The organism is Metabacillus idriensis, assembly GCF_009674765.1.
Classification (GTDB): domain Bacteria; phylum Bacillota; class Bacilli; order Bacillales; family Bacillaceae; genus Bacillus_P; species Bacillus_P idriensis.
The window spans coordinates 1,235,765-1,249,600 of the sequence record NZ_WKKF01000001.1 but is presented as its reverse complement, the minus strand read 5'-3'; the positions used below and the strand labels follow the sequence as shown (position 1 = coordinate 1,249,600).

At 40.8% G+C, this 13,836-nt stretch carries 18 protein-coding genes; 6 read left to right on the top strand and 12 right to left on the bottom strand.

The genetic code is table 11. From position 1 onward, the window contains the following. Positions 1-28 precede the first annotated feature (28 nt). Complete coding sequence (locus GJU41_RS06170) at positions 29-1,366, bottom strand: acetyl-CoA carboxylase biotin carboxylase subunit (protein WP_154318162.1); 1,338 nt, start codon at positions 1,364-1,366, stop codon at positions 29-31. A 218-nt stretch (positions 1,367-1,584) separates the two neighbouring features. Between GJU41_RS06170 and GJU41_RS06165 the strand changes: the two genes are divergently transcribed. Beyond that, entirely contained in the window at positions 1,585-2,064 is a 480-nt protein-coding gene (locus GJU41_RS06165; RefSeq protein WP_070879069.1) for an N-acetyltransferase, read from the top strand. A gap of 48 nt (positions 2,065-2,112) precedes the next feature. Here GJU41_RS06165 and GJU41_RS06160 read toward each other — a convergent pair whose 3' ends face one another. The 4 genes from GJU41_RS06160 to GJU41_RS06145 all read right to left on the bottom strand — a co-directional run bounded on the left by GJU41_RS06160 (position 2,113) and on the right by GJU41_RS06145 (position 4,546). Next, on the bottom strand, positions 2,113-2,727 hold the full coding sequence (locus GJU41_RS06160) for an RsfA family transcriptional regulator (RefSeq protein ID WP_154318161.1): 615 nt from the start codon (positions 2,725-2,727) through the stop codon (positions 2,113-2,115). A 107-nt stretch (positions 2,728-2,834) separates the two neighbouring features. Continuing rightward, the gene (locus tag GJU41_RS06155; protein ID WP_170292730.1) at positions 2,835-3,593 is read right to left on the bottom strand and encodes an enoyl-CoA hydratase/isomerase family protein; all 759 of its coding nucleotides are present in this window, start codon (positions 3,591-3,593) and stop codon (positions 2,835-2,837) included. A gap of 181 nt (positions 3,594-3,774) precedes the next feature. Next, the gene (gene rpmF, locus GJU41_RS06150; protein WP_029285043.1) at positions 3,775-3,948 is read right to left on the bottom strand and encodes a 50S ribosomal protein L32; all 174 of its coding nucleotides are present in this window, start codon (positions 3,946-3,948) and stop codon (positions 3,775-3,777) included. A gap of 76 nt (positions 3,949-4,024) precedes the next feature. Then, positions 4,025-4,546, bottom strand: a complete 522-nt coding sequence (locus GJU41_RS06145) for a YceD family protein (protein ID WP_070879066.1) — start codon at positions 4,544-4,546, stop codon at positions 4,025-4,027. 229 nt (positions 4,547-4,775) lie between these two features. Here GJU41_RS06145 and GJU41_RS06140 point away from each other — a divergent pair, with 229 nt between their 5' ends. After that, on the top strand, positions 4,776-6,005 hold the full coding sequence (locus GJU41_RS06140; protein WP_070879065.1) for a nucleotidyltransferase: 1,230 nt from the start codon (positions 4,776-4,778) through the stop codon (positions 6,003-6,005). A gap of 43 nt (positions 6,006-6,048) precedes the next feature. Here GJU41_RS06140 and GJU41_RS06135 read toward each other — a convergent pair whose 3' ends face one another. Then, the gene (locus GJU41_RS06135) at positions 6,049-7,068 is read right to left on the bottom strand and encodes a SepM family pheromone-processing serine protease (protein WP_070879064.1); all 1,020 of its coding nucleotides are present in this window, start codon (positions 7,066-7,068) and stop codon (positions 6,049-6,051) included. After that, the gene (locus GJU41_RS06130) at positions 7,058-7,858 is read right to left on the bottom strand and encodes a patatin-like phospholipase family protein (protein ID WP_070879063.1); all 801 of its coding nucleotides are present in this window, start codon (positions 7,856-7,858) and stop codon (positions 7,058-7,060) included. The genes GJU41_RS06135 and GJU41_RS06130 overlap by 11 nt, the downstream gene beginning before the upstream one ends. Positions 7,859-8,032: 174 nt before the next feature. On the opposite strand from GJU41_RS06130, the gene ylbJ reads away from it, so the two are divergent. Next, positions 8,033-9,244 (top strand): sporulation integral membrane protein YlbJ, encoded by a 1,212-nt coding sequence (gene ylbJ / locus GJU41_RS06125; RefSeq protein ID WP_070879062.1) that lies wholly within the window; start codon positions 8,033-8,035, stop codon positions 9,242-9,244. A 97-nt stretch (positions 9,245-9,341) separates the two neighbouring features. Here the strand turns inward: ylbJ and coaD are convergent, their stop codons facing one another. Both coaD and rsmD read right to left on the bottom strand, forming a co-directional pair. Further along, positions 9,342-9,824 (bottom strand): pantetheine-phosphate adenylyltransferase, encoded by a 483-nt coding sequence (coaD, locus tag GJU41_RS06120; RefSeq protein WP_070879061.1) that lies wholly within the window; start codon positions 9,822-9,824, stop codon positions 9,342-9,344. Between the two features lies 1 nt (position 9,825). Continuing rightward, complete coding sequence (rsmD, locus tag GJU41_RS06115) at positions 9,826-10,395, bottom strand: 16S rRNA (guanine(966)-N(2))-methyltransferase RsmD (protein ID WP_070879060.1); 570 nt, start codon at positions 10,393-10,395, stop codon at positions 9,826-9,828. A 753-nt stretch (positions 10,396-11,148) separates the two neighbouring features. On the opposite strand from rsmD, the gene GJU41_RS06110 reads away from it, so the two are divergent. Together GJU41_RS06110 and GJU41_RS06105 are read left to right on the top strand one after the other, a co-directional pair. Beyond that, on the top strand, positions 11,149-11,529 hold the full coding sequence (locus GJU41_RS06110; protein WP_070879059.1) for a DUF7147 family protein: 381 nt from the start codon (positions 11,149-11,151) through the stop codon (positions 11,527-11,529). A gap of 105 nt (positions 11,530-11,634) precedes the next feature. Beyond that, a complete protein-coding gene (locus GJU41_RS06105; protein WP_154318160.1) occupies positions 11,635-11,775 on the top strand; it encodes a hypothetical protein in 141 nt (46 codons plus the stop codon). Between the two features lie 307 nt (positions 11,776-12,082). Here the strand turns inward: GJU41_RS06105 and GJU41_RS06100 are convergent, their stop codons facing one another. Beyond that, positions 12,083-12,355 (bottom strand): YlbG family protein, encoded by a 273-nt coding sequence (locus tag GJU41_RS06100; RefSeq protein WP_070879159.1) that lies wholly within the window; start codon positions 12,353-12,355, stop codon positions 12,083-12,085. A gap of 105 nt (positions 12,356-12,460) precedes the next feature. On the opposite strand from GJU41_RS06100, the gene GJU41_RS06095 reads away from it, so the two are divergent. Next, the gene (locus GJU41_RS06095; protein ID WP_083328360.1) at positions 12,461-12,790 is read left to right on the top strand and encodes a hypothetical protein; all 330 of its coding nucleotides are present in this window, start codon (positions 12,461-12,463) and stop codon (positions 12,788-12,790) included. A 22-nt stretch (positions 12,791-12,812) separates the two neighbouring features. Here the strand turns inward: GJU41_RS06095 and GJU41_RS06090 are convergent, their stop codons facing one another. Together GJU41_RS06090 and GJU41_RS06085 are read right to left on the bottom strand one after the other, a co-directional pair. Then, positions 12,813-13,262 carry a YlbF/YmcA family competence regulator gene (locus GJU41_RS06090; protein ID WP_070879057.1) on the bottom strand — a complete coding sequence of 150 codons (450 nt, stop codon included), beginning with the start codon at positions 13,260-13,262 and terminating at the stop codon, positions 12,813-12,815. A 62-nt stretch (positions 13,263-13,324) separates the two neighbouring features. Further along, positions 13,325-13,747, bottom strand: coding sequence for a hypothetical protein (locus GJU41_RS06085; RefSeq protein WP_083328359.1), 423 nt, complete (start codon positions 13,745-13,747; stop codon positions 13,325-13,327). Positions 13,748-13,836 lie beyond the last annotated feature (89 nt).

Here is a 13,836-nt window from a genome sequence, read left to right as displayed (position 1 = left end):
GGTGAAACAATTTTTTTAAAGCTCTTGCTTATGCGAAAACAGCTGTCTGTAAAAAGGATGTGCTATATCTTCCGCGGTTAAATTGTTCATTCGATAAAATATGAATAAATAAAGGAAGGTTTGTTTTAATTCCTTCGATTTTCATTTCATTTAAGAATGTCCTTGCTTTTTCAATGGTTTCTTCCCGGCTATTGCCGTTTACAATAATTTTCGCCACCAGCGGGTCATAAAAAGGCGTAACCGTATTGCCTTCTGCATAGGCACGATCGACAATAACACCATTCATTTCACTAAATGTAAACGCTTTAATTAATCCGGGTGACGGAATGAACTTCACAGGATCTTCAGCGTAAAGTCTGAATTGAATTGAATGACCGTTTTTCGTAATTTCATCCTGTGTAAAAGGAAGCGCATTTCCTGCCGCCGTGCGAATTTGAAGCTCTACAAGATCAAGACCGGTCACACCTTCTGTCACCCTGTGCTCAACTTGCAGTCTAGTATTCATTTCAAGGAAATAAAAGTTTTCTTTATCATCTACAATAAACTCGATCGTTCCTGCGTTTATGTATCCTACATGCTTTGCTGCAGCTATAGCAGCTTCGCACATTTTGGCCCTTGTCTCATCAGACAGGTGCGGAGATGGAGATTCTTCGACCACTTTTTGGTTTCTGCGCTGAACAGAGCAATCACGCTCGAACATGTGCACGACATTTCCGTGATGATCTCCAAATAATTGAATTTCAATGTGCCTTGCATCTGCAATGAATTTTTCTATAAAAACTTCATCATTTCCGAAGTATGCTTTTGCTCTTGTTTTCGTTGAGTCAAAACATTTTATAAGGGCTGCTTCATCGTCACACCGCTGCATGCCGATCCCGCCGCCTCCGCCGCTTGCTTTAAGCATCACGGGATAGCCGATTTCCGCTGCGAAGGAACAGGCGTCCTCAACTGTTGAAATACCTGTAACACTTCCTGGCACGACAGGCACGAGAGCTTCTTTCATTGTTTTTCGCGCTGCAACTTTATCTCCCATTAGAGCCATTGTTTCTGAATGAGGCCCAATAAACTTGATGCCCTTTTCTTTTGCTGCCTGAGCAAACTCCGTATTTTCAGATAAAAATCCATACCCCGGATGAATTCCATCCACTTGTTCCCTGACGGCAATATTTAAAATTTCATCCTTTAATAAATAGGACTTCGCTACAGGAGCTTCACCTATTCTAAAGGCATAGTCTGCTTCTTTAACAAATGGCAGCTCAGCATCAGCATCAGAAAAAATGACGACTGTTTCAATCCCCATTTTTTTGCATGTTTGGATAATCCGAAGCGCAATTTCTCCCCGGTTTGCAATTAAAATCTTCTTCAATTTCTCCCCTCCCAAGGTGTAAAAGAATATCCCCACAGAGTACATTTCTTCATAAACTTTAAATTTCCTGCTTTAAAATGAAAACGCTCACGAAACTCTTTTCTAATCTTTTCTACGTGGTATAATAAATGTAAGTTTTAAAATGTTGTTAAGATTTTGTATTCTTATCTTAAACCTGTATGATAAACAACGATCAGAGGCTGCAAGGGGGAGAAACAATGTTTAAGGTAGAAAAATTGCTTATTAATTATAAAACGTTAGAGGAATTTAAAAAATTTAAAGAATACGGACTGCAGGAGCTGTCCATGCTGGATGATCTTCAAGATAACATCATTGAAAATGACAGCAATTCTCCATTCTACGGCATTTACTTTGGCGAAAAACTGGTTGCCCGCATGAGCCTTTACCGTGTCGATAAAAAGTTCGATGAATATTTCGATCCGAAACAGGATTATTTGGAGCTGTGGAAGCTTGAAGTGCTTCCTGATTATAAGCGCAAAGGCTATGGCACGGCACTTGTTGAATATGCAAAGTCTTACGGTGTTCCGATCAAAACCAATCCAAGAATAAAGTCGGGTGAATTCTGGTCAAGAATGGGATTTGAGTCCGTCACATATGACATGGATCGCGATAAAGGAGAAAATCCTCTTGTCTGGTATCCTGAAGGTGTTTCCGAACAAAAAGGAGAATCCGCTTAATATAACTGCCAATAAAATAAAAGAATGACCGCACCGGCGGTCATTCTTTTATTTTTCAGCTCTTTCGAGATTTCCATTGCGGTCCACCTGAAACTTCACCTTGCGGCTGCGTTCATCGTCTCTCAAAACAGCCATATTTCTTGCGCGTTCCATCATTTCAATTAGCATCATATAATCTTCCTCTACAATCTTAAGATTGCTGTGGATGGTCTCTTTTTCAGCCTGCAGTTTTTCAATTTGCTGCTCAAGATGGGTTACTTTTTTAATAAGTTTTTCATTTTCGCTTTTTAAGTCTGCCGCGCTTCCTGAATTTTCATAGGTTTTCAAAAACGATATCACTTCATGAAAGGTCAGCGGTTCTCCTGCTTCAGGCTGCTGCGATTCAGTTTCGTAAGAGGGCTTAGCCTGATCAGCAGATTCTTCAGGCTCTTGTTTGCGGATTTTCTTGCGCTGTGCTTTTGCCATTTCAATCGCTGATTTGTACTGCTTTCTCACATAAGAATTCCAGCGGAAACCGCATGCTGCTGCCGTTCTTGATAACTTTTGCCCAACTTCTTCAAATGCTGCAAGCTGTGTACCGCCTTCACGAATCTGCCTGAGAACTATTTCAGCGAGCATCAAATCCTCATCCTGAGTCCAAGCATCCTGACGTGTAGTCGTCATATCTATTCCCCCTAATACGCATTTTTTACATACATATGCGCCTGCTAGAATAGATAGACTACCGAACGTGACAGAAATCACAGGGATACAAGCTGTTTTTTCCCTGTCTACTTTTGAAAGAATTGCCTTACAGCATTCAAGTGATCTTCGCCTGCCCAAAGCTCTGCACACTGGGCGATTTCTTCTTGCATTCTTTTTTTCAGACCGGAGCTGACCCATTTATTGATCTGAACTTTTTTATACGCTCTTATCACATCAGGATAAGGAATAAGAGACTTTCTTATGTACTCATAAGCATCTTTTTCAAATGTATCAGAATGAAAAACAACTGAAGCAAATCCAAGTTCTTTTGCCTTTTGAGCATTCATTCTCTCTCCGCTCGTGAGCATGTATAAGGCTTTATCATGCTGCATTTTTTCAAACATCATCGTACTTCCGCCCCAGCCAGTAGTAATCGCTTGGTTTCCCTGAATAAATCCTAGTGAAGCTTCTTCATTTACTAGTCTGAAATCAGCAGAAGCAGCTATTTCCATCCCTCCCCCTACAGCCGTTCCATTTATCAGAGCGAATGTCGGCACAGGAAGAGTCATAATTCTGTATAATAGATTCCCCATTTTAGAGAGCATATACAGAGCTTCTTCCGCAGTCGCGATATTCCCGAAAACAGAAAGATCACCGCCTGAGCAAAACGCCTTGCTGCCGCTGCCGGTTATGATTGCCGCAATCAGTCGCTCATTGCCTTCTGCTTTATTCAAAATCGCTTCTAATTCATTCATCACATCATAGTCAATTGCATTTCTGCGTTCCGGCCGATTAATTTTAATCTCTAATAGTCCGTTTCTCTCGCTTGCTGATACTTTCCCCACTTTTATCCCCCTAATAGAAAAAGATGAATACCTTTTATTTTATAGAAAGGAACGGATAAGCACTAGAGCGTATTTTTATTAATCTTCATAATATAGGCTGTTTTCTCACGGATTGTTGTTTTTGATTATGAGCAACAAAAAAACGCAAGGATCAGAGATCCTTGCGTTTTTAATGAAGTTATTATTTGCTAACAACTTCTTTCCCTTTGTATGTTCCACATTCTTTACATACACGGTGAGCTAATTTAACTTCACCACAGTTTGGGCATGCTACCATACCAGGCACTTGCAATTTGAAGTGTGTACGACGTAGTCTTTTTCTTGTTTTAGAAGTTCTTCTAAAAGGTACAGCCATTATTCCCACCTCCTTACAGAGTTTCATTAAAACTTTGTGTTTAAAACAGCCTATATATAAGTGCTAAACAATAGCATTAGCTGTCTTGATCATCGAAGAATTTCGATAAGCCTGCAAGTCTCGGGTCAATCTTGTTTTTGTTATCTTCTTCAGAGATAACTTTCCAATCTTTTCCCTCTTGCGGGGCAGCCTGATCATTTCCTTCAACAGAATCGCTAAAAACCTGCATCGGTACTTCCAAAAGTATGTTTTCTTTAATAACAGGTATTAAGTCAACGATATCTTCTTGAACGTGATGGACATCTTCCTCCATCTCGAAGTCGGCATTCGGTTTTAATAAAAACGTTTCAGTTGTATGAATTTCGAACGGAAATGGAACATCCACTAGCGTTCTTGCACAAGGGAGAATCATCGTGCCAGTCAGCGTCAAATGAAAAGTTGCTTTAGAAGAGCCAAGATCTGCTCTGCCTTTTACTGAAACAGGTGAAATTTCACGTATTTCAGAAAGCGCGCCTTTCATATCTGTCAATTGGACGGTTTCATCAATTTGCAGTCCCTTGTTTTGCAGTTGGTTCAGTTGATTAATAGACCATTTCATATGGTATCACCTCAAGGCAACAAAGGTAATTATAGCTTTCGCAATAATATTTGTCAATATTTTTTCTTTACAGTGTTTAGTATACATGAATATTGTTTTAATGCAAAATGTTCACGCTGATTTTAAAGGTCTTTCAGCCTTTTTTTGCAGAAACTTGACTTCATGAGCCCCACGTTTCATGATTTAATTAGAAAAATAATGAAAAAAAATAAATCAGGGAGGAATGTTCTTGAAAGCAGTCGGTTTAGTAGTTGAATATAATCCATTTCATAATGGACATCTCTATCACCTTCAGGCTTCCAAAGAAAAATCGGAAGCAGATACAGTCATCGCCGTAATGAGCGGCCATTTTCTGCAGCGAGGCGAGCCTGCACTTGTCTCAAAATGGAGCCGGACGAAAATGGCCCTGCAGCAGGGAGCTGATCTGGTCGTTGAACTTCCATATGCATTTGCGACCCAAAAAGCAGAAATTTTTTCAGATGGCGCCATCTCCATATTGGAAGCGTTAAAATGCCATTCCGTTTGCTTTGGAAGTGAAAATGGAGAGATCACGCCTTTCCTTGAGACGGCTAAAACACTTGCAGAACGTGATTCAGACTATCAGGATGCTATTAAGTATTATATGAAACAAGGAATAAGTTATCCAAGTGCCCAGACAAAGGCCTATCAATCACTGGACACAGGCGGACATACACTTGATTTATCGATGCCGAATAATATTTTAGGTTATCAATATGTAAAAGCTATTCAGAAACAGGGATCGGCTATTTCCCCGCTTACGATTAAACGGACATCCGCAGGCTACCATGATGAAGAATTTAATGAAACCCCCATTGCAAGTGCGACAAGCATACGCAAGGCCATCTTTTCAGAAGAAAACAAAGATATTCAATCATTTGTACCTGAAACCACCTGGGACAATCTAAAGAAGTATAACGATGATTTTGACACCTTTCATCAATGGGAAGATTACTTCGGATTTCTTAAATATACGATCTGCACGATGACGCATGGTGAACTGAAGCAGATTTATGAAGTTGAGGAAGGCCTTGAAAACCGGGTGAAATCTCTCATTCATCAGGCTGCATCTTTTAAGGATTTTATGGAGCAGCTGAAAACAAAACGGTACACTTGGACAAGACTTCAGCGTCTTTGTCTTCATATTCTAACAAGAACGACCAAAGATCAAATGAAGCTTAATGAAACAGGATCCCCTTATTTGAGGCTGCTGGGCATGTCTTCGCAGGGGCGGGCTTATTTAAACAGCATAAAGAAAACGGTCGATAGACCGATTGTTTCAACTTTGTCTGCATTCTCCCACCCGCTGCTCGATCTGGATATTAAAGCAGCATCGGTCTATGCCATGGTTTTCCCTGAACCAATCCGTTCTCAATTTATGCACAGCGAATATTCAACAAGACCTATTCAATATAACGAAGCAGAAAACCTGTTTTTGTAGGCTGCTGCAAATAAAAAGGTGACTTCACGATGAAGTCACCTTTTTATTTTTCTTTTAATTTTTTCAGATAAGCTACCGCGTCATCGAATGTGTCAATCGGCACAATTTTCATCTCCGTGCCAATCTCTTTGGCAGTTTCAGCTGCTTCTTTATAATTGGAGGCAGCAATCCCATTTTGATTCGGGGCAAAAAAGATCTCTGCTCCCGATTTATCCGCTGCTACAATTTTCTGTGAGATCCCGCCAATTGGGCCAACTGTTCCTTTTTCATCGATCGTTCCTGTGCCTGCAATGTGATAGCCTTTTGTATAATCTTCCTTTGTCAGCTGATTATAAATTTCAAGTGTCATCATTAATCCTGCAGATGGTCCGCCAATATTGCTTGTATCAAGCGAAATGTCAGGCTCGGTCATAAGTTCTCTGTCAGTTACAAGAGAGATTCCGATACCGACTTTGTTTTTGTTATCCGGAAACTGAGCAGCTGTTATTTCGGTTTTGCCTTCTTTTCCATTGCGGTCATATGTAATATCTAACTTATCGCCTTTTTTCTTTTGGCTGACGTATGCAATAAATTCTTCTGCTGTTTTAAATTCTTTCCCGTCGACTCTAAAAATACGGTCTCCGGTTTTAAGCTTGCCTTCTGACGGCATACCTTCAACAACCTGCATGACATAGATGCCGTGGAACTTGTAGTCCACTTTTTTGCCTGCCTTTACATACGCTAAAGAAACAGCAGATTCCTGAGAAGATTCCATCATATGCATTTGTCTATTTAAATAATCATCATCCGATTCACCTTCTTGAACAACATCTTCAAGCGGCAAAAGCTCATGGTATGGAAGGACATTTGCGAGGACGTAGGAAAATATATTTGCCCTTCCAAAACCGACGGTTGTAAGTGAAAAACTGCCTTCTTCATCATATCCGCCATCCACTTCTATAATCGGCTCAAGCTCAGTTGCCATGCCCGGCTTTGTTACATAATAAGGGAGTTTAATAAAATTCAGGACCGCAGCGAGGATCACCCCTATTAAAATGGCTCTGACTACTTTGTTATTCTTCATCTTGCTGTGACCCCTTCCAACTCTCAATCAGCTCTTTTATTTCGTTTACATGCTTTTTAGCTTCGTTTTCACCAATTTCAATGATTTCTTTTATGTTTTTAAATGCTCTTGAACTATATTGCTCTACATGCGGACGTATCATAATATCGGAGGCAATTTTGCGGTGATGGACAAGCTCATCCTGCATAATATCAAGGCTCTGCAGAATGACATCAAAAATGGACGTGATTTCTTCTGTCTTTTTCACATGAGAAACATCTACTGCTATGACTAGATCTGCGCCCATCTCTTTTACTACCGAAACGGGAATCCGGTCAATCACCCCGCCGTCAATGAGAAGCTTTCCATCTATTTTTTCAGGAACAAATATACCCGGAATGGCAATGCTTGCCCGCACTGCATCTGCAACCGGCCCTTTTGTAAAGACTACTTTTTTTCCTTCGTATAGGTCTGTCGCCACAATAGACAGCGGAATATCCAAGTCTTCTATATGCTTGCCTCTTGTGAACACCTTTATAAAATCCTTTACGCGGTTTCCTGCAATAAAGCCCATTTTAGGCACTGTAAAATCCAGATAATATTTGCGTTTAAATAATGTAGCAAGCTTATATAAATGCTCAAATCCGAGCCCTGTTGCATAAAAACTGCCGACCAATGCACCCATGCTGCTTCCGGCAATCATGCTGATCTGAATACCCTCTTCACTTAATACCTTCAATACTCCGAGATGAGCAAAACCGCGTGCTCCGCCGGATCCCAAGGCGAGACCAATTTTAGGTTCTCTTTTCAAAGAGATGCCTCCTCTAATGTCAATTCATCCGTTAGTCAATTCTATGGTCTAAAATGGTCCCCTATTCTCGTATATTGAACTATCAAAGAGTGTACAACCCTGCAGGAAAGATTGACTATATTTTATCATTATCAGCTTTAAAAAGTATAGGAAGAAGCAAGAGGGGGACATATTTTGAACGCAGCTAAACTAAAAACACTTCTGCTGGGATTTTTATTGATTATCCTGGCATTTGCTATGATTATCAGCCCCAAAGTTTCCTTTACTGCTTCTAAAGCAGGGCTTGAGCTTTGGTGGGGAGTCGTTTTCCCGTCTTTGCTGCCCTTTTTCATCCTTTCCCATCTGCTGATCGGATTTGGAATTGTCAGGTTCATAGGTGTGCTTTTAGAACCGGTCATGAGACCCCTGTTTAAAGTTCCAGGCATTGGAGGCTTTGTCTGGGCAATGGGATGGGCATCGGGCTCCCCTGCAGGCGCAAAGCTGACGGCAGAGATGCGGAAAAAAAAGCAGCTGACGGCTCTTGAAGCTGAGAGGCTTGTATCCTTCACGAATTCTTCTAATCCGTTATTTATTTTTGGAGCGGTAGCCATTGGATTTTTCAACAATCAGGCTCTTGGCCTGCTTCTCGCTTCAGCCCATTATACCGGAAACCTGGCCGTTGGTTTGACCATGAGATTTCACGGACGCGAACAGGATAAACCTTTAAAAACAGACTACAGAAGACCGTCCATAAGAGAAGCTTTCAGACAGATGCATCAGACCCGGATTGATGATACAAGGCCTATCGGAAAAATGCTTGGCGACGCTGTTCTCTCATCAATTCAAACCCTGCTTATGGTGGGCGGATTCATCATTTTATTTTCTGTTTTAAATAAACTATTATCCCTATTATCGATTACAGATTTTATTGCTGTCGCATTCTCTCTATTGCTTGCACTTTTCAAATTGTCTGCTGAACTCAGCGTTCCGCTTGTATCAGGCATGTTTGAGATGACACTCGGCAGCAAGCTTGCAAGTGCAGCAGGTGCCGACCTGCTGCAAAAAGCGATTGTGACAAGCTTTATGCTTGGCTTCAGCGGTCTGTCTATTCAGGCTCAGGTTGCAAGCATTCTTGCAGAGACGGACATCCGTTTTCGTCCGTTTTTTATAGCCCGAATTCTGCAGGGAGTATACGCCGCCTTCTTCGCATGGATCTTCTGGAAGCCTGTTTATTTGGAGCTTTCCGGCTCAAATGTATCTGTTCTGCCGGTTTTTCTCACTGAGGATACACCAGTTCTTCTAGCGTCCATCTGGAGCCTGCTAACTGAAATTGGGCCGATAATCACGATCGTCTCTTTGCTTGTATACATTTTCATTTATGCAGGCAGGTTTTTTTCAAGGAATTAGATAAAGCATGCTGAGCAAATTACCCAGTTTTTAATTTTTACCGCCAAATAAAAAAGTGACCCATAGAACGCATTCACGTCCAGGAGGTCACTCTTTTTCATCGGTTAAATTTCTGTTTCAACGCATTTTCAACAGCTTTAGGAACAAGTTCCGAAATATCGCCGCGGTATTTGGCCACTTCTTTTACGATACTCGAGCTTAAAAATGAATATTGGTTGTTCGTCATCATGAATAACGTTTCTACGTTAGGATCAAGCACCCTGTTCATGGAGGTAATCTGCATTTCATATTCAAAATCTGAAACCGCACGCAGCCCTCTTAAAATCGTGCTTGCATTCTTGCTGTTTGCATACTCAATTAAAAGACCTTTAAAGGATTCTACCACAACATTCGGCATATCCTTTGTCACTTCCATTAAGAGCTCACAGCGCTCATCCACATTAAACAATGGGTTTTTTGATGAATTATTCAGCACACAAACATACACCTTATCAAATACTTTTGCCCCGCGTTTAATAATATCCAAATGTCCGTACGTCACAGGATCAAAGCTTCCCGGACAAACAGCAATGCTTGCCATTTTACTCCCCCGTCCCTTGTTCATTATATATATAGATGGACACAGCACTAATGCCGTATGATTCATAGCGGGTGAGCTTATAGGATCCAATCTCATCCGGCAATGTAATCCCGGCATCATGTTCAGCCACGATAATGCCTCCATCTTCCACTAAACGAAAAGAATCAATCAATTCGATAAGCGCTTTCAATTTTTGTTGCTTGTACGGAGGATCCAAAAAGATCAACTTGAAGGACAGCTCTCTTTTCGCAATGGCTTTTAACGCTCTCTCTGCATCATTGCGGTAGACCTCTGCCTGACTTTGAAAATGACAGGCTTCTAAATTTTTATGTATGGTTGCAACTGCTTTCGCTTCCCGGTCGACAAAGATGCATTTTTCAATTCCTCTGCTTAAAGCTTCGATTCCAAGACCGCCGCTTCCCCCAAACAAATCGACTGCAAGCCCTCCATCAAAATAAGGACCTATAATATTAAAGATTGATTCTTTCACTTTATCAGTTGTTGGGCGTGTCGACATCCCCGGCACCGCTTTTAATGGCCGCCCTTTACAGCTGCCTGATACTACTCTCATCTTTCTCACCACTGTTATTTTGTCTTTGCTGCTAGAAATTAGCCTGTTTTATCGTATCATAGAGCGTGGACAGAGACAATATTGAAAAGGGACCCTTACTCTCTCCATCGTCTGGAATCAGGATTTCGCTTGCATGGAGCAGCTGCTATTCTGCGGACATTTTTTCATAAGGTGTTCCTCAAAACAAATACTTAAGGGCTGAAACCATCTGTTCCAAGTTTTACTCTCCGCAAACAGTACTGCACGACCCGCAGCGAGCATCTAACTCTCTGGGAATCAAGTTTAACCATTCGGAAAGATGATCTAACTATCCGCAAAAAAATTCTTTTACGATCATCTGAATATAAGATTGAACCAATACACATTTCAAACCGGAAAATGGTCTTTTTTAGTTGTCTATTTATTCCTTCAAAAGCGGAACTGACACATACTTAAGAGTTAAAGTCCGCCAACTAAAAAAACCCCGCAGGAAACCTGCAGGGTCCTTCTAATCCAAAAAAAGCTGACTTTTTTTGGGCAGAAGGCAAAGGGAGAGGAGAAACCGGAGGAAGAACTTATGGGGAAACGTAAGTCTTCTCCGCGGTTGGCAACAACATCTTCGATTCGATGTTGTTACTATACATTATCCACCAATAGAGTTCACACTATACATTTCTATAAACTTTTTTCTTGATAAAAATAAGACATCATCTATCTAACTGAATTTAAACATGTTACATTATGATGAGAAAGAAAGAACAGGAGGAATTCAGTTTGATACAGCGCTTTATCGAGCTTGGAGCCGGCTATTCGGATCTGTATGAATTAATCGAAACCACACAGGCGAATGCTCATCGTGTTTCAAGATTTTTAATTCTTAATACAACGATTAATGAAAGAGAAATGTCATCTTTTGCAGTCACGATGAACCCGACTGACCCTGGTCAATTCCAAGCGATCTACCTGTGCCTTGAAGGCATTCCGGCAGGAGAAAGCAAACGCCGTGAATTATATGAAGATCTTGCAAAAAAACTTGAGAAATCGATTATAGAGCTTGAAGTCAAATCTTCTGCTCAATTTGCCGAAAAAGAATTGTATTTTCAATACCTTACAGGGATTCTGAGAATGAACCGGTATTTACCGCCTTGGCAATAAGAAATGCGGAATCACCCGTTTAGCTCCGACAGACAGAAAAGGATCCGGCAGTAAAGGCGCTTTTTGCCTTTACTGCCGGATCCGTTCTGGCCGAGGAGTTGGGTGATGGAGCTGGACAATAACGAAAAGCGGAGCCGACTGTTTAGCCCAGGCATGACAGATAAGAATCCGGCAGTGAAGGCGCTTTTTGCCTTTGCTGACGGATTTGTTCTGGCCGAGGGGTTAGGAGGTGGATCTGGAAAATAAGAAAACCGGAATCGCCCGGTTAGCACTGATTTTCAATTTTTTTAGCTAATTTATATTAATTAGCAGAATGATTTTTTCATTAGCCTAACATTTAAAGATTCAGCTGCTTTTCTTTGTATCTAGAATTATCTTCTGTTTTATAGCCTATACATCTCCCTTTTCAGACAATCTGCTGCTCAAACTTCAATCCATTTCTCATGCATAAAAACATTTTACTCCTGCAGTCAAACTATAAAAGCTGCCAGCCAAAATTCCTCCATCTGAATATAAGAAAAAGCGCAGCCCCAAACAGGATTGCGCTTTACTTCTAAAGACCAAGTTTATAGTCATATTCTTTTGCTTTATCGATTTTCGATTCGAATTCCAATTTAAGAAAGGGCTTATATGACGGTTCAGCGTGCTTTACAAATGAAAAGGATGACACCTTCTCTATTGTATGTTCAACATGTTCCATGTCACAATATAAGACAACATACTTTAATTTTTTGGATACGTAATGGATGTTCCCGAATTTACGGAGCATTTTAATTTGCTTTAAGGAATGCATCCAGATGATAATGCCTTGACGCTTATCAAACATCATAAATAATCTCCCTTTTTATATTCTCCACTTGAAGTGTACCAATTTTCTAATTTTTTTACAATACGCACCCTGAAAACCTTTCTGCAAAAGGAGCTGAATGCTTTGAACCTGAGCCAGACTGTCGAATTATTTTTAGATAGAATGAATGCAGATGAAACACTTTCATGCTGGATAAAAAAATCTGCCGGCATTCCGTTTCTCTATGTTCAGGCAATGGCAAAATCCGCAGGATCACTTGCCTACATTGAGCTCAAGATTGAGAAAGAGTCCCGTTATGCAATGAAGGGGAAACGGCTTACGTTTGAATGCATCTTTGTCAGAGAAGACACGAAATTATATGTATTTAGGCACCGGTTTTATGTGCCTCAGGAAAAAATGTTCTGCTGCGGTAATTTGTGCGAGGACTGTATCCGTCTTAAAAAAGGAACTTAAAAAACGAGGACTGGCCTCGTTTTTAAGATACTTTACAGCCGCATCCCCCGCCTGAGCCGCATCCTCCCCCACAGCTTGATCCGGTATCGAAAAACGGATTGCCTGTGGGCACTTTGATATTCTGTGAAACGGCTCTGCCAAGCATGGCGCTTATTTCATCCAGCAGCGATTGAAGCTCTTTCTCAGCCTTTTTAAAAGCGATTACTGCGACATGAAGGTCAAGCTCCCGCTTTGCTTCCCTCATGGCCTTGGTGATTTCCTTATAATCAGGATGATATTTGCCGAAACGCTGGACATCTTCGTATAAGTCCTTAATTTCTACAAATTTGGCGATCACCTTTTGTGCAGATTTATCTTTATTTAATGTATTTAAAGTGCGGCGATAGTCTTCCGCAATTTCTGACTCAACAACTAACGATCCAAGAAGCTCAGCTTCCTCGATTAAATTGACGCTTTCTATAGTAGCAAACATAGACGGCATCACCTCCAGCTATATTTTAACATGTTTCTGCCGGAATGGTAAATGCAAGCGTCTCACTGGACCGTAACATTCCACGTTTTTTTCAAATGATATTTCGAAGAATCATTGTGCAATAGTTCAAGGGAAATCGTGTGTGTTCCTGTTTTTAAACCTTTAATGATAAATGCTGCTGTATGTATTTCATCTGTTTTTTTTCCGTCAACATACAGATTCATGTATCCTTCACCATTTATTTTTTTCCCGCGTGCATCTGAAAAAGTAAAATTTGGGACAAAGCACTCGATGTAGACATTTTGCCCTTTTATATGATGATTGACATAAAGCTGTCTTCCTGTCTGAGCACCCGCTTCGATTGCATCCTCTTTTGCAATGCTGATTTCCATCGGAACGGCATCTCCCTCTGGACGGGGTTTTTCATTTGTGCAGGCTGTTAAAGATATGAGAAATAAAATCAGCACCATAAAGTGTTTCATCAATGACAACGCCTCCTTATGGAGGTAGTTTCACCAGTTTTATATCAAATATGTTTTCAGCCAAATAAAAAAAGAAAGTCATGGCGGCGACT

What these genes read in the sequence shown, in the direction of transcription:
- coaD (WP_070879061.1), bottom strand. Translation starts at nt 9,824, where the DNA reads ATGGCAAGCATTGCTGTTTGTCCGGGAAGCTTTGATCCTGTGACGTAC.
- GJU41_RS06145 (WP_070879066.1), bottom strand. Translation starts at nt 4,546, where the DNA reads ATGAAATGGTCTATTAATCAACTGAACCAACTGCAAAACAAGGGACTG.
- GJU41_RS06105 (WP_154318160.1), top strand. Translation starts at nt 11,635, where the DNA reads ATGGAGCTGGACAATAACGAAAAGCGGAGCCGACTGTTTAGCCCAGGC.
- GJU41_RS06160 (WP_154318161.1), bottom strand. Translation starts at nt 2,727, where the DNA reads ATGACGACTACACGTCAGGATGCTTGGACTCAGGATGAGGATTTGATG.
- GJU41_RS06135 (WP_070879064.1), bottom strand. Translation starts at nt 7,068, where the DNA reads ATGAAGAATAACAAAGTAGTCAGAGCCATTTTAATAGGGGTGATCCTC.
- GJU41_RS06165 (WP_070879069.1), top strand. Translation starts at nt 1,585, where the DNA reads ATGTTTAAGGTAGAAAAATTGCTTATTAATTATAAAACGTTAGAGGAA.
- rsmD (WP_070879060.1), bottom strand. Translation starts at nt 10,395, where the DNA reads ATGAGAGTAGTATCAGGCAGCTGTAAAGGGCGGCCATTAAAAGCGGTG.
- GJU41_RS06090 (WP_070879057.1), bottom strand. Translation starts at nt 13,262, where the DNA reads ATGTTTGCTACTATAGAAAGCGTCAATTTAATCGAGGAAGCTGAGCTT.
- rpmF (WP_029285043.1), bottom strand. Translation starts at nt 3,948, where the DNA reads ATGGCTGTACCTTTTAGAAGAACTTCTAAAACAAGAAAAAGACTACGT.
- GJU41_RS06100 (WP_070879159.1), bottom strand. Translation starts at nt 12,355, where the DNA reads ATGTTTGATAAGCGTCAAGGCATTATCATCTGGATGCATTCCTTAAAG.